A 22,031-nucleotide genomic window follows, 5' to 3' on the forward strand; every position below is an offset into this window, starting at 1 on the left:
GCGCGATCACTCCAGGAACAGATCCGGCAACAACGGACGCGATGGATCCACCGCATAGCCGGACAGATCGGTGATACCCGCCTGTGCCAGCACGTCATCGTCGATCAGGAACTGGCCGTGGAAACCCACCGCCTCGCGCACCAGCACCGCGTGCGCAGCATCGGCCATGATCTGCGGCGTGCGGCAGCCGGCCGCATCGACGCCCGGAATCATGTTGATCGCATCGGTGGCGATCACCGTGCGCGGCCACAGCGCGTTCACCGCCACACCCTGCGGGCCGAATTCCGCGGCCAGGCCGAGCGTGACGAAGCTCATGCCCATCTTCGCCAGCGTGTAGCCGGTATGCGCGCCCCACCACTTCGGTTCCAGGCTCGGCGGCGGCGCGAGAGTGAGGATGTGCGGGTTCGGCGCCTGCAGCAGGTACGGCAGGCAGGCCTGCGCGCACAGGAAGCTGCCGCGCGAATTGACCTGCTGCATCAGGTCGAAGCGCTTCATCGGCGTATCCAGCGTGCCACGCAGCCAGATCGCGCTGGCATTGTTGACCAGGATGTCGATGCCACCGAAGGTATCGACCGTGGCCGCAACTGCGGCGTGTACCTGCTCCTCCTCGCGGATGTCGCACTTCAGGGCCAGGCCCTGCCCGCCTGCCGCCGTCACCGCTTCGGCCGCGGTATGGATGGTGCCCGGCAGCTTCGGATTCGGCACCGACGACTTGGCCGCAATGGCCACGTTGGCGCCGTCGCGCGCAGCGCGCAGTGCGATGGCCAGGCCGATGCCACGCGAGGCACCGGTGATGAAAAGCGTTTTGCCCTGCAGACTGCCCACGTCCCACACTCCAGCGTATGCAATGAGCCGCTAGTATGCCGCGCCGACGTGGAGTTCACCCGGCCTTGACGATACTTGGGCCTCCAGACAACGCACGAGGTCCACGCCATGCGCCGTTCCCACCTGTTGCTGCCTGCCCTGGGGCTTGCGCTGCTGACCGCCTGCCAGGGCCGTTCACCGGAACCGGGCAAGGAGCCACCTGCCGGTGACACGCCCAGCGCAGAGAAGGCCGCCGCCGACGGCAAGCTGCGCTGGAGCGAGGCCGTGGTGTGGGATGGCGACCTCAACGCCTGCCGCCAGGGTGAGAACGCCGCCACGCGTGATTGCCTGCGCGATGCGATGCGCGCCGGCGGCGCCAGCGCCGATGCGATCACCGCCGCCGAACAGCTGTCCACCGGGGGCGAGCTGGCCTACGTGACGGCCTGGCACGAGAACGAAGGCCTGGGCATTGCGACGGTCGAGTATCCGTTCCGCGCCAACACCAACGAGGGCACCCGCCTGGTCGACGCCACCGGCAAGCGCATCGATGTGGATGCCGTGCAGCTGGACGACACCCTGCGTGCCGACCCCGCCGTGCAGGCCCTGCTGAAGGACCACCCGCAGGCCACGCCGTTCGCACCGGCGCAGTCGGCCGGGGCCACGCCGCTGGAGAACGGTGGCGTCCGCCTGCTGTACCGCACGCCGCTGCGCGACTGCCACGCCTGCCCGGATGTGGGCCAACTGCAGATCGCGTACGACTTCGACGCCAAGCGCAACTTCATTGGCCAGCAGGTGGTGCCGGCGACGACGTAAGGCATTAAGCGTTAGCGTTAAGCGCCGAGATGCTCTGTGGACCGGGCCATGCCCGGCGACATCGACCGCGCGAAGCATACATATCGGCTTTGCCCTGACCACAAAGCCGAACGACGACCGCAGCAGCAGTTTCTCGCATCTCGCGACAGAGAGAATCAACGGGATCGCTGATAGAAGGAGTCAGTCGTCAGCCGACTTTCAATTACCGATCGAACATAGGCAGCCCGCGCCTTGCGGGACTGCGAGTATTCGGCAAAAATCGTCATTGCTTCGGACCTCATCTCAGTGCCGCCGGTGGTCGTAAATACGAAAAATGAAGGCTCAAGATAACCAACAGTCTCTCGCATAAACCGCTTGCACTCATCAAGCGGAAAATCTGCGGCGTAGTCCGCCCAATCGATATAGCGCCTCCAGAAAGCAGGCGCCCCCCATTCCCCGCATCTCTCATCAACAAAGAGCTTCAACTCAGAGAGCATGTCGGCGCATGCATCTACAGTTTCATCATCTAAATCCAGCGAAGCAACGCGACCGGGATCAACCGCCTGCCAACAAAAAACCATAAAATCCGCAACAAAGCTCTCTTCACAGCCCTCGAAGAAATTACTCTTGTACCAGGCAAGAGTTTTCGCCACATCAGTCAATTCATCAGAATCAATCATCATCTTACCTTTCCGGCGGCATTAACGCCTGCGTTGACTATCTCACCATTCCGCACATGAACCCAAACCTGCGCCCCTCCCCTCATCGTCTGAGTGTACGTACTGACACCGGCAGAGGCTGCATCTTGCGTCATTAGCCGCGCGGCAACCGCATCCACCCTTAGGTTCGCCGGGTTTGAGCTGACACGCTGGAAAAGACCAACAAATCTCATTTATGAAGCAACCGTAGTGGGATTCACATGCCCTGCGGCGCTTCTAAATACATGCTCTGCTCGTACCGCAAAATTGAATCGAGCAAGCATTGGAATTGCAGCAGGAACAGAAGCCAGCCCTCCGCCGCCCCGCGAGTACATTGCGGGTATCGCGATATCATGAAAAAGGGCACCGACGTCAAAGATGTTTCCATTCTTTGTCAAATCTCCCGACAAGCCAAGACGCGACTTTATCTCTTGCCAGTTGGAGTTTGATTCTCCGCCAGATGCCACGCTCGGAGATGAGCCAGAGGATGGCGCCCTCGGAATCGCGGAGTCAGATGATGTCGGCCCAGTGGCCGTCGTGTTCCCACCGGTACTCTTACAAGTACCGTCACTATTCGTGATTCTAGAGCCAGTGCAGCGGCCATCTGGATCAACGAAAGTATAGGGGTTCAGTGCCGAATACATGTATCGATTAAATAGGGCTCCGTTGTCCAAGCCCACGTCGACCGGATCTGTCGATAGGAATATCCCGACCAACGGATCGTAGTACCGCTGCTGCATGTACGTCAGACCCGTCGCCGAGTCCGACACATGCCCGGTGAATCCCGGGCGATCCCCCTTCGCATCACCTACGGTCGCACCATAGGGCTCATAAACGGTGCGCTCGACGATCGCGCCGTTGGCATCAGAGATGGCAACCGGGGAACCCAGCGCGTCGGTATGCACATACTGGACGATCTCCTGCGCCGAAACACTCACTGTGCACAGCAACAGTCCCAACAGAACAGCGACACCAACCAGAATTTTCTTGATCTTCATTTTCAGGTCACCGAGGGTTGGTCAGGTCGCCGTAATCCACAACGCTCTGCGGATACGGGTTGGACCAGGCTGAACAACCGCTGGCATTGCAGGCGCGCACAATCTGTACTTCCGCGCAGTAGACCGCGCCCTGAGCTTCGATTGAGCTCTCCGGACCGGAATACTCGAGCCTTCCGCCGTAGGCCATCATCTCGTAGTTGGTTGCACCCGGCATGCTGGTCCACTTCACCTCGCAGGAGATTTTGGTGGCGCGCCCTTCCTTCCATTGCGACTTGATGGAATGAATGAACTGCGGCGTACCCGGGGGCGGATTGGAAGCGACGACCACCGTGTTGGAGAAGTCACTGCAGCCAGAGATGTTGCATGCCCTTACGCGATAGGCGTAGTTGCCGAACACCAGAGCATTGCGCTGCGACTGGGTCGAACCGTCGTTCTGGACCGCCGTCCAGGTTCCGCCATTGACACTCTCATCCAGCAGGTAGCTGGCCGCCATGGCAACGCCCGTCCAATTCAACGTGACACTGCCCGACGAGGTTCCTGCGGGCGCACTCAGGCTGGGCGGTGCCGGTGGCCGGATCACTGAAACAACACTCGTCGCCGAGTACACGCCCCACCCCGCATCGTTGCCGGCCCGGACGCGGTAGGCATAGTTGCCGGTCCCCTTGCCACCGAATGCCTGACTGGTGCTGGCCAGTGAGGCAACCTGTGCCCATGCACCATTGTTGAAGCTCTCCTCCAGTGCATAGCGCAATGCGCCGTCGGCGCTGCTCCACGCAATCGTATAGTTGCCATCGAGACTCTGCCCCGGCACGTTGAGCGAAGGTGCCGCTGCAGGCGGATAGATCACCTGGGTCCGGGCAACATCTGATTCAGGACCACAGCCCGCTGGGTTACAGCCAAAGACCCGGTACCCATACGTCCCGGCCGGCTTGCCGGAGACCGCGAGACTGCGCGCCGCGCTCTCCTGCACCGTCTGCCAGGCGCCCGCTCCCACCTGCTCCTGCAGGCGATAGGTTGCCGCGCCCGCCGCTTCCGTCCAAGTAATGCTGTAGCTGCCATTGAATGCCGTTGCGGGCGCGCTTACAGCAGCCTTTGCCGCAGGAGGACGCTGCACCACGACACTGGCCGTCGCCGACCAGCCACTGCAGCTGTCCTGTTGGCAAGCGCGGACAGCATAGCCAAACGTTCCTTCCGCCTTCGCGGACGTGTTCCAGCTACGTTCGGCGCCGTTGTAGATCGTGGCCCAAGCTCCGCCAGCTGCCTGCTCTCGCAGTTCATAACGGCTGGCGTAAGACACCGCCGTCCACTGCAGTGCATAGGCACCGTTGTTGCTGAACGCGGGCGCGGTCAGGACCGGCGTAACCGGCGCGACGACCTGGATGGCCTGCGCCACCAGGCTGCCATTGAGGTGGATGTACTCGGTATTGCGGCCCTCCCGGGCATTTTCCTGCCGGCGCAGCACACCGTCGTTGCCGTACAGCGATCGAATGGTGGCACCGTCATTGGCGCCCGCCGACAGGATGCGCCGGCCATGTGCGTCGTATCGGTATCGCTCCGCGCTGGCCACACTGCGCAGGCGATTGCCGAAGTCGAAGCTGTAGCCGACGCCGTTGCGGCTGGAGAGGTTGCCCTGTGCGTCGTAGCTCAAGCCCAGAGTGGTGGCGCCTCCACTGTTCTGTACGTTGGTAAGCCGGTTATGGGTGTCGTACCAATAGACGTGATCCTTGACACCGGTCAGCGCGGCCGAACGCAGGTTGTCCACAGCATCGTAGGTGTAGCGGTACACGCCATCTCCGCCAAACGAAGGCGAGGTGGCCTGAATCAGACGATCCAGTCCGTCGTAGGCCATGGTGCGCGTGCGCTGCCCGTCCAGATTGTCGACGATACGCGCGACGTTGCCATTGGCGTCGTACTCATAGGTCGTGTCCAGCGCTCCGGCACTGTCGACCACCCGGGTAGGCAACTGGCGCTGGTTCTGCGCCATCGTGTGCACGATGCCATTGCCATAGGTGAATTGCTTCATGCCCCCATTGGCGTAGTAAGTCACCCCTGAGGCGTAGCCTCCCGCCTTGGTCGGCTGGCCCAGCGCGTTGGGCGCATAGTCAACGAAGCGCCCACTCGGATAGGTCAGGCCTGAAAGTGCGCCATTGGCGTTGTAGGCATATCCCAGCGACTGGATGCCGAGGGTACTGTCACTGGAGGTTTCGGCCGTCAACAACCCACGCTTGTTGTAGGTATAGGTGTTGATCGCCTGCGTCGTCCCCGCATCGTTTGCCGTGGTCACCGTGGCCGGCTTGCCGTCCCTTGTATACGTCCAGCCCTGGTTGCCATTCCCATCCGGGAACGCAAGTGTCGACAGCCGATTGCGCGCATCGTAGCCACGAACGATCCTGCGGGCCGCAACCGGTCCAGCATCAGCGTCGCATGCCGTGGTGCTGGAAAGGTCCAGGCCAGCTGCGCTCCAGGCAAGATTGCCCGCTGCGTCGTAACCCATCAGCGTTGCGCCGGTCTCCGGCTCCACACTCTTGCAGAGCTGCTGATGACCGTCATACACATAATTGCGGGCAATCCGGGCGCTGCCGTCCTGGTTGCGGCGCACGATCGAGCGCGGCTTGCCGAAGATGTCGCGATCGATATCGGTGAACGCGCCCGCCGGGTGAATGATCGACACCGGGGATTCCGTCGACGGCGCACCGAACGCCTGGAAAGTGGTCAGCGTCGTATTGCCCTTGGGGTCGACCACTTTCAAGCCGCCACCCGCCAGATAACTGGTCAGCGATGTCAGCAGACCGGCCTCGCTGTCGACGGACACCGAGGTCTGTCGCCCCAGCGCGTCGTAGCCGGTCCATGTACCTGTACTCAGCACAGCAGACTCGCCAGGGTGCGAGGCGAACACCTGCCGACCCGCTTCGTCGTAGGCAAACCTCTGGTAGCGCTGGGTCACGCCACGCGAGGACTCGTCATATTCCTCAGTCAGCAGCGGACGCCAGAAGGCATCGAAATAGACGTTGCGCCGCGCGTTTCCGGTTGCGACGGTCTGCCGCCAATGACCCGCTCCGATACCGTACTCGTCGCCGTTGATGGCGGTGAAACTCTGTGTCGTACGTGCCCAAGCCACACTGTCGCCCGCCGGCCAGTCGATGGTGGCCATGCGTCCCATTGCGTCATAGCCGTACTGGGTGGTTGCACCGTTCTCATCGGTAACGCTGCTGACCCAGCCATTGTCGTCCACCACCGCCGACTGCACAGCGCCGTCGGCAAACTGGATCTGCTGTGGCGTGCCGCGCTTCCAGCCGGAAAGCGTAGTGCGATTGCCACGACCGTCATCCACCATGGCCACGGTTCCGTCAGGGTTGTAGCCCAGTACCTGCTTCAACAACCCATACGAACGCACTTCCGTGGGCCGCATCAGGCCATCGAACGTCGTCTGCTCGACCACCACGCCGGTATTCTCGTTGGTGACCTTCGCGATCGCGCCCAGAATCCATCTGCTTCGGTCGTCCGCATACTGAGTGGCATCGGTGCGGCTGCCCAAAGGACTGGCGCTATTGACACGCAACGGGCGAGCCAGATCATCGAACAACAATATGCTGGTCTGGTAGGTCACGCCATCCTGCTGGATGGCCTCGGCCACGACCGGCCGCACCTGAGCTGTGCTCGGCTCGTCGCCACTGTAGATCATCCCGTGAAGCGGGGCGAATGGCTGTGATTTCACTTCGTCTTCGGTCATGTAGACCGAGGTGCTGCTCTTGACCACATTCCCGGCCGCGTCAATGACGCTGCTACCCAGCAGCCGCCCTTCATTCAGCGCGTACTGCGAGCCATAGCGGTAGGCCGTGCGGGTTCCGTCGGGATTTGAGATCGTGACCTGCTTTTCCTTCTTGCAGGTCGTGCAGGGGTAGATGGCTGCACCGCCCACGCCGCCCCAGAGCGGCTCGTAGCCGCTGCCATAGTCATAGCTCCACTGCAGCACCTTCGGCAGGCCCGGTCCCCAGATCTTCTTGGCTCTCAGCGAGACTACGTCGTAGAAAAACGGGGTGACGATTTCGTAGTAGTACGCCGACTGTGCGATCCGGCGGATGCACTCGCTGGCATGGACGCCACTGCGGTACTGGCGACCATTCGAAAACTGGAACTCACCCATCGCACCGGACGGATGCTTGATGGTCATGACCAGCGTACCGTCACGCTCCGGCGGCTGCTCCTGACAGGTCTCGTTGCTGTTGCCGTCCCAGTTCACCTTCTCCCAGGCGCGCAGCGCGCTGGAGTAGGCGTAGGACCAAGTGCTTCCATCGGGCTGGGTAACTGCGGTGAGGCGGTTCTGGCCTTCGACCTGACCGTAGCCATAGTTCCAGGTACGGCCCGCGGCAGTCACCGACACCAGAAGCGTGCCGCTGTAGGCCAGCGTGATCTCGCGGCCATCGCTGGACCAGATCCGGGTCGGGTGACCGTTGCCGTTGTACTCGTACTGTACCCAGTTGCCCGACCGGTCCTCTACACGGCTGGCCATGAGGTAGATGCGCGTGCGAGCGATCTTGGTCCTGTCTCCTTCGCCGCCCGAGCGCTCCAGCGTGCCGCCAAAGCGCGTGAACGCGGTATCGAAGAAGTACGACTCGCCCGAGGTGGTCCTGACCCGATAGCCCTCGCCAGCCAGACCCGACTTCATTGGAATACAGTCGATGGCATCGCGATGCGAGGTGCTCCACTTGCGTGCAACGCCGTCTGTCGGCATCGGCGTGTTGTTCCAGGCCCCCAACATGGTGCGATCACCACCACCCGGGACATGGATCATGTTGCCCTGCCAGACTTCGTTGAGCCGGAAGGAAATGGGCCACTGAGGCACCATGTCGCCACTGCAACGATTGTTCAGCCAGGCGCTCGCGCCGGGGAACATGCCGGTGATGTACGGCGTGTCGACCTCCCAGCCGCCCACACCATCGAGACTGGCGTTGAAGCTGCCACTCCCGACCAGGTCCATCTCGACACTGAACCGGCGCCGCATCTGCACCGGCAGGGCGTTGTTGCCTGGCAGGCTGACGTCGGTGACGGCAAACTCAGTCTTGCCGTTGTAGAGGCTGACGCTCTCGCCGAAAAGATCATCCTTCAGCGCCGTCAGGTTCTGGGCGGACTCAATGAGCTTGCGGTATTCCTGGTAGGGCTCGACTGCCGAGACCGAACCTGCGACCACGCACAGCGTCAGTGCCGTAGCAACACGGCACTGCCAAGCAGCAACTCGCTTCACAATTTTCCCCTCGCGTCCGCATGCGTAGCCGCGCCAGGACGGCGCGACGTTGCTTCCATGCGACTCTCTCGTTCCTGATTCTAGGCGAGCGCTGCGAACAGATGGAAGGGGTCGTCAACGGCAATCATCTGGCACTTGCACGCGACCATTGAATTGCTTAATGCACCCACGCATGGCGTGGATCTACCGGTACGCCTGCACCTGCTTCCTCAGCAGATGCGGCACGATCAGCCGATGCACGGGTGCAACCGGCAGCATGTACACGCGCCCGAACGCGTTGTGCGTATGGACCACCGTCGCCACTTCCAGCACATCGCCCTGCCACTGCAGGGCCAGCTGCACACGCAGGTGGCGGTCGTCGTCTTCCAGCACGATGGCATCGTCATCCAGCGACTGCAGGGTGAAGATGCCCAGCCGTTGCCCCGGACGCGGCTGCGCGATGTCCTGTACCGCACGCAACGAGCCCAGGTGCTTCATGCCGAGCAGGCGCATGCCGCGATTGCGCAGTGCCATCAGCCCATCGAACCAGCCGGGAATGGTCGCCGCCATGTCGCGATAGGCCTGCAAGGCCGAGCGCCCATCACGACGGGTCGTCGCCTGGCAGGCGTGCACGAAGTCGGCGCCAGCCAGCTGTGGGCGCAGGATGCTGCCTGCACTCGGCGGGCCGGTCACCACCTGCGTACGGCTCACGGCTTCGGCCCCTGCCCCTCGTTGTCTTCCCAATGCAGGATGCGGCGGGTGACGAAGCGGTAGACCGGCTTGCCGGTGGCGAACCACAGCTCGCGCACCCAGGAGGTGCGCTTGAGCACCCGCTTTTCCACCGGGGTGAGCGACTCGCGGCAGTACATGCGCTTGTGCTTGAGCAGGTGGCGCAGGTCCTCACGGGCCAGCAGGCGCATCCAGCGCGAGCGCGGGTTGCCGATCACCGCCAGCTGGAAGTCGATCAGCGCCGGGCGGCCATCGTCGGTGACCAGCCAGTTGGCTTCCTTGGCCAGATCGTTGTGGGCCACGCCATTGCGATGCAGCTGCTGCAGCAGGCGACGCGCGGCGCGGAACCAGGCCAGGTCACCGCGAGGCGGACGCTGGTACATGGCGTCGCCGGCCATGAAGCTGCGGTCGAGATGACGTCCATCCCACGCCAGCAGCTGCGGCACATCGGCCATGCCGTGGATGTGGCGCAGTGCGCGTGCTTCACGGCGGGCCAGCCACCAGGCCGGCAGCCGCAACCACAGTGGTGTGGCGCCCAGATCACGGCGTACAAAGGAGCCGGCCGGCCCTTCCACAAGGAGGATGCGACCGAAGCTGTCGGCCTTCAGGGCGTGCGAGGGCGTGTCTGACGAATGCGGCATGTGCCCATTCTAGGCGATGGCGCCCGTTGCAAACGGTCACCAAGCGGCTGGGAACCAGTCACCTTCACGCCCCTATAATCGGGCAATGGACTCTTCATGGATCGACGCCACCCTCGCGTGGATTGCCGCTCACCCCGTGCTGGCGGGTGCCGTTATCTTCCTCATCGCCTTCTGCGATGCGGTGATCATTCTCGGCGCCATCGTGCCGGCCCTGCCGCTGCTGTTCGCGGTGGGCGTGTTCATCGGGCTGGGCCAGATCTCCGGGCCGTATGCGGTGGCGGCAGCCGCACTGGGCGCATTCGCCGGTGATGGCATCAGTTACTGGATCGGGCGCCGCTGGGGTGACCGCCTGCGTGGCGTGTGGCCCTTCAGCCGTTACCCGCAGCTGCTCGACCGCGGCGAAAACCTGTTCCGCCGCAATGCCTTCAAGAGCATCCTGGTAGCACGCTACGTGGGCGCGATCCGGCCGTTCGTGCCGGCCATCGCCGGCATGATGAAAATGCCGGCCAGCCGCTACATGCAGGCCAGTGGCATCGCCAGCATTTCGTGGGCGGTGCTGTTCCTGGCACCGGGCTGGGTGCTCGGCGAGGCCTACGACGCGGTGGCCGCCGTCGCAGGGCGCCTGGTGGTGGTGGTCGGCCTGCTGGCAGTGATCCTCGGCCTGGTCTGGGCCATCGTGCTGTACGGCTACCGCTGGTCGGCCGCGCGCATGGACAACTGGCTGGCGCGGCTGCTGGACTGGTCCAACCGACACCCGACGCTGGGCCGCTACACCGTCGGTGTGCTGGACCCGAAGCGCCGCGAGTCGGTGCCGCTGGCGATGCTGGCGCTGATGCTGCTGGTGCTGGGCTGGGGCTGGTTCGCGCTGCTGACCGTGGTGGTCGCCCATGGCGAGCCGCTGGCGATCGACCTGCTGGTGCACCAGGCCATGCTGGCGCTGCGCAATCCGCTGGCCGATTACCCGATGGCCGCGCTGGCATCGCTGGGCGCCTGGCAGGTGTTGTTGCCGGCCACCGCTGCAGCGATGGGCTACCTGATCTGGCGCCGCCGCTGGATGGCAGCCGCGCACTGGCTGGCCGCGCTTGCCTTCGGCCTGGCGTTGACCATGCTGCTCGGCGCAACGGTGGATGTGGTGCGACCGGTCGATGCCAGCAGTGGCTTTGGCTTCCCGTCGGTGTCGGTGACCATGGCCACCATCACCTTCGGCTTCTTCGCGGTGCTGATCGCCCGCGAGATGCCTGGCCGCACCCGTGTCTGGCCGTACCTGGTGTCGGGCATCGTGGTCAGCCTGATCGGCTTCTCGCGCCTGTACCTGGGCGCGCACTGGCTGAGCGATGTGATCGGCGGCATGCTGTTCGGCACGTTCTGGCTGCTGGTGCTGGGCATCGCCTACCGCCGCCGCTTCAACCGCTCGTTCTGGGTGAAGCCGGTGGCGTGGCTGTTCTACGGTGTCTTCGCCGTGGCGGCGATGTGGTACGCGCCGCGCCACATTCCGGTGAAGCTGGAACGCTTCGAGCCGACCCTGCCGGCGGCGCAGGCGATGGACATGCAGGCCTGGTGGCAGCACGACTGGGCGACACTGCCGGCGCGCCGCAACGAGTTCGACGACGACCAGCGCTGGCCGCTGGACGTGCAGGTGGCGGGCCCGCTGGCCCCGCTGCAGGCGCAGCTGGAAGCACGCGGCTGGAAGCGGCAGGAACAGGCCGGCTGGCAGGAGGCGCTGCTGATGCTGGACAAGAACACGGGTGCCGACGAACTGCCGGTGCTGCCAGCCACGCTGGACACGCGCGTGGAAGCGCTGTTGATGGTGCGCCCGGGTACACACCGCGATGAGCGCTACGTACTGCGCCTGTGGCCAGCCCCTGCGCAGTTGCAACCGGGCAATACGCCGCTATGGCTGGGCAGTGCGCAGACCCTGCGCTACGAGCGTCATTTCGAGTGGATCGGCATGTGGCACCCGCTGCGTGGCGTCGACCCGGCGCTCAACGCAGTGAAGGACGCCGTGCAGGACCTGCCGCAGCGCGAGGATGTGCACAGCGAAACCGGGTTGCCGGTGCTGCGGTTGAAGACCACGGCGCCCTGACCGGCACCGGTGCGCGATCACCCACTGAAGAGCCGAGCCCATGCTCGGCCGCTCTTCGCGGGAACCATCAAGCCGAGCATAGGCTCGGCTCTACAGTAAATCAGTAGATCCACGCCGTGCGTGGATGGCATTCCACGCATGCCCCAGCGTGTGCACCAAGGTGCACACCCACCCAAGGCAGGCTGCTACGGCATCCAGCCCAGCAACTGCTGCAATCGCTGGTGCGGGTCGTCCATCTGCAGCAGCTGCAGGCGCTGCTGCTCGCTCAGCGGCAACAGCTCGGCCAGCCGCCAGCCGACCCAGCTGGCCTGGTCCAGCAACGCCGGGTTGGACGGCGCATAGGCCTCGCCGGCCTGTTCGATGATGTGTCCCAGCACCGTGGCCAGCAGCGCGTGCTGTGGTCGCAGTTCGTCGTCCGGGTCTTCCTCGCACCAGCGCACGTCGGCCACCACCAGGCCGTTGTCGCGCACGCGGGTACGCTCCACATGGAAACGGCGGGTGCCGCGCAGGCGCAGCTGCAGCACGCCATCGGCGCCGACATCGAAGTCTTCGATGCGCACCTGCACGCCGTAGGCCGCTGGCGTCGCCGGTGCGCCGACTTCCTCGCCATCGAGGATCAGGCAGACACCGAACCCCTCACCACTGCGGCCGCTGTCGCGGACCAGGTCCAGATAGCGGCGCTCGAAAACACGCAGGCCCACCGCCGCACCCGGCACCAGCGTGGTGTGCAGCGGAAACAGCGGCAGCGGGCCGTCGACGCTCATCGGGCCTGCAACGCGGCGAGGAAGCGGCGCGGGGCGCCGTCGAAGCCACCGTTGGACATGAACACCACGTGGTCGCCGCTGCGCACGCTGGACTGCAGCTGCGCCAGCAATGCGTCGGTATCCGGCACCGCGTGGGCGTCACCACGTACCGCAGCGATCACCGCAGCGGCATCCCAGGCCAGTTCCGGGCGATGCAGGAACACCACTTCATCAGCCAGCGCCAGCGACGGTGCCAGTGCCTGCGCATGTGCGCCCAACCGCATCGAGTTGCTGCGCGGTTCCATCGCAACCACGATGCGCGCATCGCCGACCCTGGCGCGCAGGCCTTCCAGCGTGGTGGCGATCGCGGTGGGGTGATGGGCGAAATCATCGTAGACGGTGATGCCGCCATGGCTGCCGATCACTTCCATGCGGCGCTTGACGCTGCGGAAGCGCGCCAGCGCCGGGATCACCGTGGCCGGCGCCACGCCCACTGCATGCGCAGCGGCCAGCGCGGCCAGCCCGTTGAGCACGTTGTGGCGGCCCAGCAGCGACCACTGCACGTCGCCCAGCGCCTGCCCACGATGGTGCACGCGGAACGCGCTGCCATCGGCGGCCAGCAGCTCGGCATGCCACTCCAGCGACGGATCGAAACCAAACCGCTCGACCGGGGTCCAGCAGCCCATCGCCAGCACTTCGGCCAGGTGCTGATCCTCGCCGTTGACGATCAGCCGCCCACGTGCGGGCACGGTACGCACCAGGTGGTGGAACTGGCGCTGGATCGCCGCCACGTCGGGGAAGATGTCGGCGTGGTCGTATTCAAGATTGTTGAGGATGGCCACCAGCGGCCGGTAGTGCACGAACTTGCTGCGCTTGTCGAAGAAGGCCGTGTCGTACTCATCGGCTTCGACCACGAACTCGCGGCCCTGGCCCAGGCGCGCGGAGACTCCGAAATCCTCGGCGACGCCGCCGATCAGGAAGCCGGGCGAGCGCCCTGCACTTTCCAGCAGCCAGGTGAGGATGGTGGTGGTGGTGGTCTTGCCATGGGTACCGGCCACGGCCAGCGTGTCGCGGCCCGGCAGCACCTGCTCGGACAGCCACTGCGCGCCGGATATATAGCGCTGGCCGGCATCGAGCACGGCTTCCACGGCGGCATTGCCGCGCGACAGCGCGTTGCCGATCACCACCTCGTCGGTGCCGGCCGGCACGCTGTCGGCACGGTAGCCCTGGTCCAGGGTGATGCCCAGCTGTTCGAGCTGGGTCGACATCGGCGGGTAGATGGCCTGGTCGCTGCCGCTGACGGAATGCCCGAGTTCCCGCGCCAGGGCGGCCACGCCGCCCATGAAGGTGCCGGCAATTGCAAGGATATGTACGCTGCTCATGACCGAGGATTGTGACCGATGACGGCTGTATAGGGCCAATGTCCGCTATCGGGTAAGACAACCCCTACACGGGATGTGAGAAAACTCCAATCAGCTGTCAGGGAATTCCCGATAGCGATGTTCTGTGAACCCGGACACAATTCGAACTGCCAGCCGCAGTACCCGAACCGGTCCTACTCCCCAAGAGGCCATCCCCAAGGGAGCTCATGCTGCGGGGCCCTGAGCAAGCCCTTCGCCGGCGCCTGTCAAACGACACAGGCCTGATCCTCGCGGACCAGGCCTGTGTTTTTTTGCGCCCGGGGAGCCGGCAATTCGCGCCGGCCCGGCCGGATCAGGCCTTGATCGCCGCCAGGATGCGGGCTTCGATCTCGTCCAGCTCACCGACGCCATCGACGCGGGCCAGGGTGCCACGGCCGGCGTAGAAATCGACCACCGGGGCGGTCTGCTCGTTGTAGACCTGCAGGCGCTGGCGCACCGCTTCCGGATTGTCGTCGGCGCGGCCCTGCTCCTTGGCACGACCGGCGATGCGATCCACCAGCAGCTCGGTGGCCACGTCCAGCTGCACCACGGCGTCCAGCGGCTGGCCGATCTTGGCCAGCAGGCCGTCCATCGCATTGGCCTGGGCCACGTTGCGCGGGTAGCCATCGAGGATGAAGCCCTTGGCGACATCAGCCTGGGTCAGGCGCGACTCCAGCATGCCCAGCAGGATGTCGTCCGACACCAGGTTGCCGGCATCCATCACCGTCTTGGCCTGCTTGCCCAGCTCGGTGCCGGCGGCGATTTCCGCGCGCAGCATGTCACCGGTCGAAATGTGGGCGATGCCCAGCTTTTCCTTCAGGCGCGTCGCCTGTGTCCCCTTGCCCGAACCGGGCGGTCCCAACAGAACCAATCGCATTGACCTGACTCCAACGTGTTGAAAACAAAGAAGGTTCGCGTCCCGGACGGTCCGGTATCGCTGCACCGCAATAGCGCCACTTTACCGCATCCGGGTAATGTCCCTGCAATGTCCCCTCCCCCGAGCAGGTAGAAGCATGCGCAACGGTACTCTCCTTTATGCCCAGTCCGGCGGTGTCACCGCCGTCATCAACGCCACGGCGGCGGCGGTGATCGAGCAGGCGCGGGCCAAGGGCATCAAGGTCCTGGCCGCCCGCAACGGCATCCTCGGCGCCCTGCGCGAGGAGCTGATCGACACCAGCAAGGAGAGTGCCGCGGCCATCCGCGCGCTGGCCCATACCCCGGGCGGTGCCTTCGGCTCGTGCCGGGTCAAGCTGAAATCGCTGGACGCCGACCGCGCCCGCTACGACCGCCTGCTGGAGGTGCTGCGCGCGCACGACGTGCGCTGGTTCCTCTACAACGGCGGCAACGACTCGGCCGATACCGCGCTGAAGGTCTCGCAGCTGGCCAAGGCCTCCGGCTACGACCTGACCTGCATTGGCGTGCCCAAGACCATCGACAACGATCTGGCGGTGACCGACACCTGCCCCGGCTTCGGCTCGGCGGCCAAGTACACCGCCGTCTCGGTGCGCGAGGCGGCGCTGGACGTGGCGGCGATGGCCGAGACCTCCACCCGCGTCTTCATTTACGAGGCGATGGGCCGCCACGCCGGCTGGCTGGCCGCGGCCGCCGGCCTGGCTGGCAACGGTGATGACGAAGCACCGCACATCATCCTGCTGCCCGAGCGCGCCTACGACGAGGCCGCATTCCTGGCCAAGGTGAAGGCCGTGGTCGAGCGCGTCGGCTACTGCGTGGTGGTGGCGTCGGAAGGTATCGCGACCGCAGATGGCCGCTTCGTCGCCGACGCAGGCGGCGGCAAGGACTCGTTCGGTCACTCGCAGCTGGGCGGCGTGGCGGCGCACCTTGCTGCACGGGTCAAGGACCAGCTGGGCCTGAAGGTGCACTGGGCGCTGCCCGACTACCTGCAGCGCTCGGCCCGCCACCTGGCCAGCAGGACCGACTGGGAGCAGGCACAGGCGGTCGGCAAGGCCGCCGTGCAGCTGGCACTGAAGGGCCAGAACGGCGTGATGCCGGTGATCGTGCGCAGCAGCGATGCGCCCTATCGCTGGAAGATCGAAGCGGCCCCGCTGTCGAAGATCGCCAACCACGAGAAGAAGATGCCAGCCGGCTTCATCCGCCGCGATGGCTTCGGCATCACCGCCAAGGCGCGCGCCTACCTGTCGCCGCTGATCAAGGGCGAAGCGCCGCTTCCCTATGGCACCGACGGCCTGCCGAAGTACGTGACACTGAAGAACGTGGCGGTGAAGCAGAAGCTGCCGGCCTTCGAGGGCTGAAGTGTGCCTGCGTCCTGTGCGGCGCACAGGGCGCATTGCGGCGGCCGCCGAAGCGCCCCACAATCGGGCTCCGGCCCGGGGCAAAGGGGCCGCTGCAAGCCAGATTCGACGCTGCCCGGCCCTCAAGGCCCGGGCCCGTGCTGCCATTTCACAAGGACTGTAACCATGAAGCACCCGATCCTGATCGCCGCGCTGCTGTGCGGTGCTGCCGCGCCGGCCTTCGCTGCGACCTGCGAAAGCAACTTCCAGAAGAAGGGCAATCCCTTCGTCGGCACTACCTTCACTTCATCGGTCACCCATCCGGACCTGACCGTGGCCAGCGCCATCGGCCAGATGCGGGTAATCGCCAAGAACGCCAACATGGACGTCCTCAGCGAGGACGTGGAAGGCGGCTCGATGCTGATCGAAGAGCCGGAATCCATGGCCCACAAGCCGATTCCGATGATCATCAGTGCCACCTCCGAAGGCGGCCAGGGCACCGTCGGCATGGTGGTGAAGGTCAACAAGGGCGCCATCGCCCCGGCCGACGGCGTGCGCGAAGAAATGTGCAAGCTGCTCAACCAGATCAAGCCAGGCAAGGCGGGCGAACAGGCGGCCAAGGCCACTCCGCAGGCCTCGGTGGTGACCATTGCCGCCGACCGCTTCGGCTTCCAGCTGCGCAACCAGAACAAGGACAACCCGGCCGCGGTCGAGCCGCGCTACAAGGGCAAGACCTACGCCATCACCGGTCGCATCACCACCGTGCTGCGCAGTGGCGGCACCTACAACACCAGCTTCGACCTGCCCAGCGATGGCAGCATCGATTTTGAGCGTGTGGCCATTTCCTGCTCGTTCGCAGCCAACCAGGCCGCGTATGCGCTGGCCCTGCGCCTGCGCGAGAAAGTCACGCTGACCGGCGTGGTCGACAGCTACGACCAGATCGGTCGGGTGTTGTGGCTGAAGGACTGCCGCGGCAACTGACCGCTGCCGGCATGGGAAAAGGCCCGGGTGCGCAGGCGCCCGGGCCTTTTCGTTTCCCCAGCGGTTCACGCCTGGCGCACGTGCATCGCAGGATGATGGACGCCCCGCCTGGAGGTCATCATGGCACTGCGTGTTGTTCGTCTCGGCAGCCCGCGCCAACCCGGTGAGGGCCTGCGCATCGGCACCGTGCGGCGACCACCGCGCGGCGTGCCCCGCAGCGAATTCGCGAAACGGGACTGGTACGACGTCTGGTTCCCGACTCTGTCACCCAGCGCGGAGCTGGTGAAACAGGCCCATGAGGCGAAGACCGCCGCCGACTGGACTGCGTTCTTCCGCCACTACAAGGCCGAGATGAAAGCGCCCGATGCCGCGCACGCGCTGGACCTGCTGGCCGCGATGTCGCAGCACAGCGACCTCAGCGTGGGCTGCTACTGCGAGGACGAAGCGCACTGCCATCGCAGGGCGTTGCGCGAGCTGCTGGTGGCGCGCGGGGCGACGCTGGCGGAGTGAGATCAGCCGGATGCCGGCCAGCGGCCGGCACTACCACGTGGACGACTGCGTGGGCGCAGCGCACGCATCATCTCAATTGCAGGCCTTGCCTTCCATCTGCAGCTGCGCGGCGAACATCGTCACCTGCGGAATCTGGCCGGCTGCCGCCTGCTTCTTGGCCTCTTCCAGATAGATGCGCGACTGGCCCTGCCCATCCAGCTCGACCTTGTTGCTCGACGGCAGGCGCCACACCCGCACCACCGCCTGCTGCGCCGGGCATGCCGCGTTGGGCACGCGGATCACATCGTTGAGCTTCCAGCCCTTGTCGGCACTCGGCTGTGCCTTGGTGTAGTCGACGAAGCGCGCACGTGGCTGGCACTGCTCGCTGGTACGCACGGCGGAGAAGCGGTACGGGACGGCGGCATCGCCGGTGAACGCACCTTCCAGGCGTGCGCAGGCCTCGGGAATCTGCCGCAGCGTATGCACCGCGCCCACCGCCTGGGGTGCGCCCACGGCACGCTGCAGCTCCGGGGTTTCCGCAGCGAGTGCCGGCACGGCCGGGGCCAGGGCGGCGAGCATCAACAGGGACAGGCGCATGGGGGATCTCCATCGGGACTCCGCGCAGGCTTGCAGAGGCTGGCTTAACGGGGTGCAAAGGCCGGTGGCTCGCAAATCATGCCCTTGCCTGGCGGCGGGTCCGCGCGCATGTCGACGCGTTCATTGGCAGGGCGCCCACGGGTCATGCGGCGCGGCTCCCACGGGCCAGTCGAGCATGGCTCGACTCTACAAAGAGCGGCACGCATACTGCGGGCACCAGGGAATGCTGAACACCGCCATACGTCGGACGACCACCAAGGTCGGTACGGGTTGGTTCCAGGCTGCAGCCCGTCGTCCCCCTCGTGGTGCCGTTCATCGCCACTGGATGCCTACATCCATTCTGCGGAGGGGTCTAATGCTGGAACGTCACGGGCTGTCACTGGCGCTGGGCTGCGCCATTCTCGCGATCCTGTTCGGAATCGTCTCGGCGCGCTGGATCCTGCGCCAACCCACCGGCAATGAGCGCATGGTTGCGATCGCCACCGCGATCCAGGAAGGTGCGCGTGCCTACCTCAACCGTCAGTACCTGACCATCGGCATCGCCGGCGTGGTGCTGTTCGTGCTGGTCGGGGTGTTCCTCAGCTGGTACACCGCGATTGGTTTCGCGGTCGGTGCGGTGCTGTCCGGCGCCGCCGGCTACATCGGCATGAACGTGTCGGTGCGCGCCAACGTGCGCACCGCGGAGGCGGCGCGCCAGGGCATCAGCGCGGCGATGGACGTCGCCTTCCGCGGCGGCGCGATCACCGGCATGCTGGTGGTCGGGCTGGGCCTGCTGGGCGTGGCAGGCTACTACGCACTGCTGCTGCGCATGGGCCTGCCGATGGAGCAGGCGCTGCACGCGCTGGTCGGGCTGGCGTTCGGTTCGTCGCTGATCTCGATCTTCGCGCGGTTGGGCGGCGGCATCTTCACCAAAGGAGCCGACGTCGGCGCCGACCTGGTCGGCAAGGTCGAAGCCGGTATTCCCGAAGATGATCCGCGCAACCCGGCGGTGATCGCCGACAACGTCGGTGACAACGTCGGTGACTGCGCCGGCATGGCCGCCGACCTGTTCGAGACCTACGCGGTGACCGTGATCGCCACCATGCTGCTGGGCAGCCTGATGCTGGCCGAGGCCGGCGCCAACGCGGTGCTCTACCCGCTGGTGCTGGGCGGCGTATCGATCATCGCCTCGATCATCGGTGCGCTGTTCGTCAAGGTGAAGCCGGGCGGCTCGATCATGGGTGCGCTGTACAAGGGCGTGATCGTCTCCGGCGTGCTGGCGGCGATTGCGTTCTATCCGATCACCACCGGGCTGATGTCCGACAACGTGCATGGGCCGATGGCGCTGTATGGCTGCGCGTTGATCGGGTTGGTGCTGACCGGGCTGATCGTGTGGATCACCGAGTACTACACCGGCACCCAGTACAAGCCGGTGCAGCACGTGGCGCAGGCCTCGACCACCGGCCATGGCACCAACATCATCGCCGGCCTAGGCATTTCGATGAAGTCCACCGCGCTGCCGGTGGTGGCGGTGTGTGCGGCGATCTGGGGAGCCTTCGCGCTGGGCGGCCTGTACGGCATCGCCATCGCCGCTACTGCGATGCTGTCGATGGCCGGCATGATTGTCGCCCTCGATGCCTACGGCCCGATCACCGACAACGCCGGTGGCATCGCCGAAATGGCCGAGCTGCCCTCGGAGATCCGCGACATCACCGATCCGCTGGATGCAGTGGGCAACACCACCAAGGCAGTGACCAAGGGCTATGCGATCGGATCGGCGGCGCTGGCCGCACTGGTGCTGTTCGCCGACTACACCCACAACCTGCAGGCGGCCAATCCCGGCCAGGAGTTCCGCTTCGATCTCAGCGACCACACGGTGATCATCGGCCTGCTGATCGGCGGCCTGATTCCCTACCTGTTCGGTGCGATGGCGATGGAAGCGGTCGGCCGCGCCGCCGGTGCGGTGGTGGAGGAAGTGCGCCGCCAGTTCCGCGAGATCCCCGGCATCATGCAGGGCACCGGCAAGCCCCAGTACGACAGGGCGGTGGACATGCTGACCCGCTCGGCGATCCGCGAAATGATCGTGCCGTCATTGCTGCCGGTGGCGGTGCCGGTGGTGGTCGGCTTGCTGCTGGGGCCACGCGCGCTGGGCGGCCTGCTGATCGGCACCATCGTGACCGGCCTGTTCGTGGCCATTTCGATGACCACCGGCGGCGGTGCCTGGGACAACGCCAAGAAGTACATCGAGGATGGCCACTTCGGCGGCAAGGGCAGCGAGGCACACAAGGCGGCAGTGACCGGCGACACCGTCGGCGATCCGTACAAGGACACCGCCGGCCCGGCGATCAATCCGCTGATCAAGATCATCAACATCGTGGCGCTGCTGCTGGTGCCGCTGTTGTAGATCCGCGCCATGCGTGGATGACGGCCTCGATGGGGTCAGAGCCCTTTCCTGCGGAAAGGGATCCGACCCCACCGTCAATCACCGCCCACGCAGGAAGAACGACACCGGCACCATCACTTCCACCGGGTCGCCGGCCATTTCGGCCGGCGGCGCCGGCAGCGGGCTGGCCCGCTGCACGGTGTCCAGCGTCTCCTGGTCGAGCAGCGCGAAGCCACTGCTGCGGCCCAGTTTCAACCCCGAGACCGCGCCATCGCGGGCCACGGCAAAGCGCACGTAGACCACGCCCTGCTGGCGCAGCCGCTCGGCCTGGCGTGGATAGCGCCGGTGCTGCTGCAGGTGCCCGAGCAGGCGTCCTTCCCAGGTCGCCTCGGCACGACTGCGCTCACCCGCCGTGGTCTGCGGCGCGGTGTAGCGTGCGGCAGCGTCGGCGGCCACCTGCGGCGGTGCGCTGGTCTGCGCGACGTTGGCATCGGCGCTGTCCGGCGCGGGCGCTGGTTCCGGCGCTTCTGGCGGAGGCAGCTCACCCTGCGGCTGCACGGGTGCCTTGGGTTGCTCACGCACGGCTGGCGCTGGCGCCTGCTGCCGCTGCTGTTGCTGCTGCAGCGGCCCGGTGGCGACCTCGCGCGGCGGCGCCGGCGGTGCCTGCGCCATCGGCGCCAGCTCCAGCGTCAGCGCTGCCGGGGGAGCCGTTGCAGCCTGCACCGGTGCGCGCGCCACCCACCAGCAGGCCGCGCCGATCAACAGCGCGTGCACCAGCAGTACGATCGCCAGGCTGGTCGCCCAGCGCCGCAGTCCGCTCATTGCGTGCGCTGCTCCAGGCCGACCAGTGCCACCTTCAGGTAGCCCGCCGCACGCAGCGCATCCAAGGTGGCCATCAGTTCGCCGTAGGGCACGCGGGTGTCGGCGCGCAGGAAGATGCGTTGCGCGGTATCACTGTGGGTGGCCACCTGCAATGCAGCCGCCAGCCCGTCACGCGCCACCGCCTGCTCGCCGACGCGCAGCGACAGGTCGGCCTGCACGGTCACGTACACCGGTGCCTGTTCCGGCGGCGCGGCATTGGCGCTGCTGGCCGGCAGCTGCACCGGCACCGACACCGTGGCCAGCGGTGCGGTCACCATGAAGATGATCAACAGCACCAGCATCACGTCGATGAAGGGCGTGACATTGATCTCGTGCGCTTCTTCGGGGGCATCGTCGCGGTCGGACGCGGTCCTGATCGCCAT

The 22,031-nt window shown here is 65.6% G+C and carries 18 protein-coding genes; 6 read left to right on the plus strand and 12 right to left on the minus strand.

What is annotated here, in order from left to right; genetic code table 11:
• Positions 1-6: 6 nt before the first annotated feature.
• Positions 7-825 (minus strand): SDR family oxidoreductase, encoded by an 819-nt coding sequence (locus AC5P7F_RS04535; RefSeq protein ID WP_142235212.1) that lies wholly within the window; start codon positions 823-825, stop codon positions 7-9.
• A gap of 108 nt (positions 826-933) precedes the next feature.
• On the opposite strand from AC5P7F_RS04535, the gene AC5P7F_RS04540 reads away from it, so the two are divergent.
• Complete coding sequence (locus tag AC5P7F_RS04540) at positions 934-1,617, plus strand: hypothetical protein (RefSeq protein WP_164077187.1); 684 nt, start codon at positions 934-936, stop codon at positions 1,615-1,617.
• Positions 1,618-1,772: 155 nt separating this feature from the next.
• Here the strand turns inward: AC5P7F_RS04540 and AC5P7F_RS04545 are convergent, their stop codons facing one another.
• The 5 genes from AC5P7F_RS04545 to AC5P7F_RS04565 form a co-directional block, all read right to left on the minus strand.
• Positions 1,773-2,279 carry a hypothetical protein gene (locus AC5P7F_RS04545; RefSeq protein ID WP_041863781.1) on the minus strand — a complete coding sequence of 169 codons (507 nt, stop codon included), beginning with the start codon at positions 2,277-2,279 and terminating at the stop codon, positions 1,773-1,775.
• Positions 2,280-2,488: 209 nt separating this feature from the next.
• The gene (locus tag AC5P7F_RS04550; protein ID WP_197637316.1) at positions 2,489-3,292 is read right to left on the minus strand and encodes an RHS repeat-associated core domain-containing protein; all 804 of its coding nucleotides are present in this window, start codon (positions 3,290-3,292) and stop codon (positions 2,489-2,491) included.
• Positions 3,293-3,299: 7 nt separating this feature from the next.
• A complete protein-coding gene (locus AC5P7F_RS04555; protein WP_197602801.1) occupies positions 3,300-8,534 on the minus strand; it encodes an RHS repeat domain-containing protein in 5,235 nt (1,744 codons plus the stop codon).
• Positions 8,535-8,717: 183 nt separating this feature from the next.
• On the minus strand, positions 8,718-9,224 hold the full coding sequence (locus tag AC5P7F_RS04560) for a DUF2867 domain-containing protein (RefSeq protein WP_041863783.1): 507 nt from the start codon (positions 9,222-9,224) through the stop codon (positions 8,718-8,720).
• Positions 9,221-9,883: a serine/threonine-protein kinase gene (locus AC5P7F_RS04565; protein ID WP_014648307.1), complete on the minus strand. Its 663-nt coding sequence runs from the start codon at positions 9,881-9,883 to the stop codon at positions 9,221-9,223. Before AC5P7F_RS04565 ends, AC5P7F_RS04560 begins: the two co-directional genes overlap by 4 nt.
• Positions 9,884-9,968: 85 nt before the next feature.
• Here AC5P7F_RS04565 and AC5P7F_RS04570 point away from each other — a divergent pair, with 85 nt between their 5' ends.
• Positions 9,969-11,966 carry a bifunctional DedA family/phosphatase PAP2 family protein gene (locus AC5P7F_RS04570; RefSeq protein ID WP_046432354.1) on the plus strand — a complete coding sequence of 666 codons (1,998 nt, stop codon included), beginning with the start codon at positions 9,969-9,971 and terminating at the stop codon, positions 11,964-11,966.
• A gap of 185 nt (positions 11,967-12,151) precedes the next feature.
• On the opposite strand, the gene AC5P7F_RS04575 is transcribed toward AC5P7F_RS04570, so the two are convergent.
• The 3 genes from AC5P7F_RS04575 to AC5P7F_RS04585 form a co-directional block, all read right to left on the minus strand.
• Complete coding sequence (locus tag AC5P7F_RS04575; protein ID WP_142235209.1) at positions 12,152-12,730, minus strand: LON peptidase substrate-binding domain-containing protein; 579 nt, start codon at positions 12,728-12,730, stop codon at positions 12,152-12,154.
• Entirely contained in the window at positions 12,727-14,091 is a 1,365-nt protein-coding gene (mpl, locus tag AC5P7F_RS04580) for a UDP-N-acetylmuramate:L-alanyl-gamma-D-glutamyl-meso-diaminopimelate ligase (RefSeq protein WP_049440504.1), read from the minus strand. The genes AC5P7F_RS04575 and mpl overlap by 4 nt, the downstream gene beginning before the upstream one ends.
• A gap of 331 nt (positions 14,092-14,422) precedes the next feature.
• Complete coding sequence (locus AC5P7F_RS04585; protein ID WP_032956019.1) at positions 14,423-14,986, minus strand: adenylate kinase; 564 nt, start codon at positions 14,984-14,986, stop codon at positions 14,423-14,425.
• Positions 14,987-15,122: 136 nt separating this feature from the next.
• Between AC5P7F_RS04585 and AC5P7F_RS04590 the strand changes: the two genes are divergently transcribed.
• From AC5P7F_RS04590 to AC5P7F_RS04600, 3 genes are all read left to right on the plus strand, one after another.
• Positions 15,123-16,379: a 6-phosphofructokinase gene (locus AC5P7F_RS04590; protein ID WP_014648312.1), complete on the plus strand. Its 1,257-nt coding sequence runs from the start codon at positions 15,123-15,125 to the stop codon at positions 16,377-16,379.
• A gap of 165 nt (positions 16,380-16,544) precedes the next feature.
• Positions 16,545-17,339, plus strand: coding sequence for a hypothetical protein (locus tag AC5P7F_RS04595; protein ID WP_164077184.1), 795 nt, complete (start codon positions 16,545-16,547; stop codon positions 17,337-17,339).
• Positions 17,340-17,459: 120 nt separating this feature from the next.
• Positions 17,460-17,849, plus strand: a complete 390-nt coding sequence (locus AC5P7F_RS04600; RefSeq protein ID WP_014648313.1) for a DUF488 domain-containing protein — start codon at positions 17,460-17,462, stop codon at positions 17,847-17,849.
• A gap of 72 nt (positions 17,850-17,921) precedes the next feature.
• On the opposite strand, the gene AC5P7F_RS04605 is transcribed toward AC5P7F_RS04600, so the two are convergent.
• Entirely contained in the window at positions 17,922-18,425 is a 504-nt protein-coding gene (locus tag AC5P7F_RS04605) for a hypothetical protein (protein ID WP_164077183.1), read from the minus strand.
• 355 nt (positions 18,426-18,780) lie between these two features.
• Here AC5P7F_RS04605 and AC5P7F_RS04610 point away from each other — a divergent pair, with 355 nt between their 5' ends.
• The gene (locus tag AC5P7F_RS04610) at positions 18,781-20,808 is read left to right on the plus strand and encodes a sodium-translocating pyrophosphatase (RefSeq protein ID WP_014648315.1); all 2,028 of its coding nucleotides are present in this window, start codon (positions 18,781-18,783) and stop codon (positions 20,806-20,808) included.
• Positions 20,809-20,886: 78 nt separating this feature from the next.
• Here the strand turns inward: AC5P7F_RS04610 and AC5P7F_RS04615 are convergent, their stop codons facing one another.
• Positions 20,887-21,609, minus strand: coding sequence for an energy transducer TonB (locus tag AC5P7F_RS04615; RefSeq protein ID WP_046432361.1), 723 nt, complete (start codon positions 21,607-21,609; stop codon positions 20,887-20,889).
• Positions 21,606-22,031 carry a TonB system transport protein ExbD gene (exbD, locus tag AC5P7F_RS04620; RefSeq protein WP_142235208.1) on the minus strand — a complete coding sequence of 142 codons (426 nt, stop codon included), beginning with the start codon at positions 22,029-22,031 and terminating at the stop codon, positions 21,606-21,608. The genes AC5P7F_RS04615 and exbD overlap by 4 nt, the downstream gene beginning before the upstream one ends.

This window comes from Stenotrophomonas sp. YJH_SMC_105-26 (assembly GCF_059368915.1).

Bases quoted from the DNA above. Each gene is read 5' to 3' on its own strand.
- AC5P7F_RS04600 (WP_014648313.1), top strand. From the start codon at position 17,460: ATGGCACTGCGTGTTGTTCGTCTCGGCAGCCCGCGCCAACCCGGTGAG.
- AC5P7F_RS04575 (WP_142235209.1), bottom strand. From the start codon at position 12,730: ATGAGCGTCGACGGCCCGCTGCCGCTGTTTCCGCTGCACACCACGCTG.
- AC5P7F_RS04540 (WP_164077187.1), top strand. From the start codon at position 934: ATGCGCCGTTCCCACCTGTTGCTGCCTGCCCTGGGGCTTGCGCTGCTG.
- AC5P7F_RS04615 (WP_046432361.1), bottom strand. From the start codon at position 21,609: ATGAGCGGACTGCGGCGCTGGGCGACCAGCCTGGCGATCGTACTGCTG.
- AC5P7F_RS04565 (WP_014648307.1), bottom strand. From the start codon at position 9,883: ATGCCGCATTCGTCAGACACGCCCTCGCACGCCCTGAAGGCCGACAGC.
- AC5P7F_RS04610 (WP_014648315.1), top strand. From the start codon at position 18,781: ATGCTGGAACGTCACGGGCTGTCACTGGCGCTGGGCTGCGCCATTCTC.
- AC5P7F_RS04570 (WP_046432354.1), top strand. From the start codon at position 9,969: ATGGACTCTTCATGGATCGACGCCACCCTCGCGTGGATTGCCGCTCAC.
- mpl (WP_049440504.1), bottom strand. From the start codon at position 14,091: ATGAGCAGCGTACATATCCTTGCAATTGCCGGCACCTTCATGGGCGGC.
- AC5P7F_RS04585 (WP_032956019.1), bottom strand. From the start codon at position 14,986: ATGCGATTGGTTCTGTTGGGACCGCCCGGTTCGGGCAAGGGGACACAG.
- AC5P7F_RS04590 (WP_014648312.1), top strand. From the start codon at position 15,123: ATGCGCAACGGTACTCTCCTTTATGCCCAGTCCGGCGGTGTCACCGCC.
- AC5P7F_RS04595 (WP_164077184.1), top strand. From the start codon at position 16,545: ATGAAGCACCCGATCCTGATCGCCGCGCTGCTGTGCGGTGCTGCCGCG.
- AC5P7F_RS04550 (WP_197637316.1), bottom strand. From the start codon at position 3,292: ATGAAGATCAAGAAAATTCTGGTTGGTGTCGCTGTTCTGTTGGGACTG.
- AC5P7F_RS04605 (WP_164077183.1), bottom strand. From the start codon at position 18,425: ATGCGCCTGTCCCTGTTGATGCTCGCCGCCCTGGCCCCGGCCGTGCCG.
- exbD (WP_142235208.1), bottom strand. From the start codon at position 22,031: ATGGCGATCAGGACCGCGTCCGACCGCGACGATGCCCCCGAAGAAGCG.
- AC5P7F_RS04545 (WP_041863781.1), bottom strand. From the start codon at position 2,279: ATGATGATTGATTCTGATGAATTGACTGATGTGGCGAAAACTCTTGCC.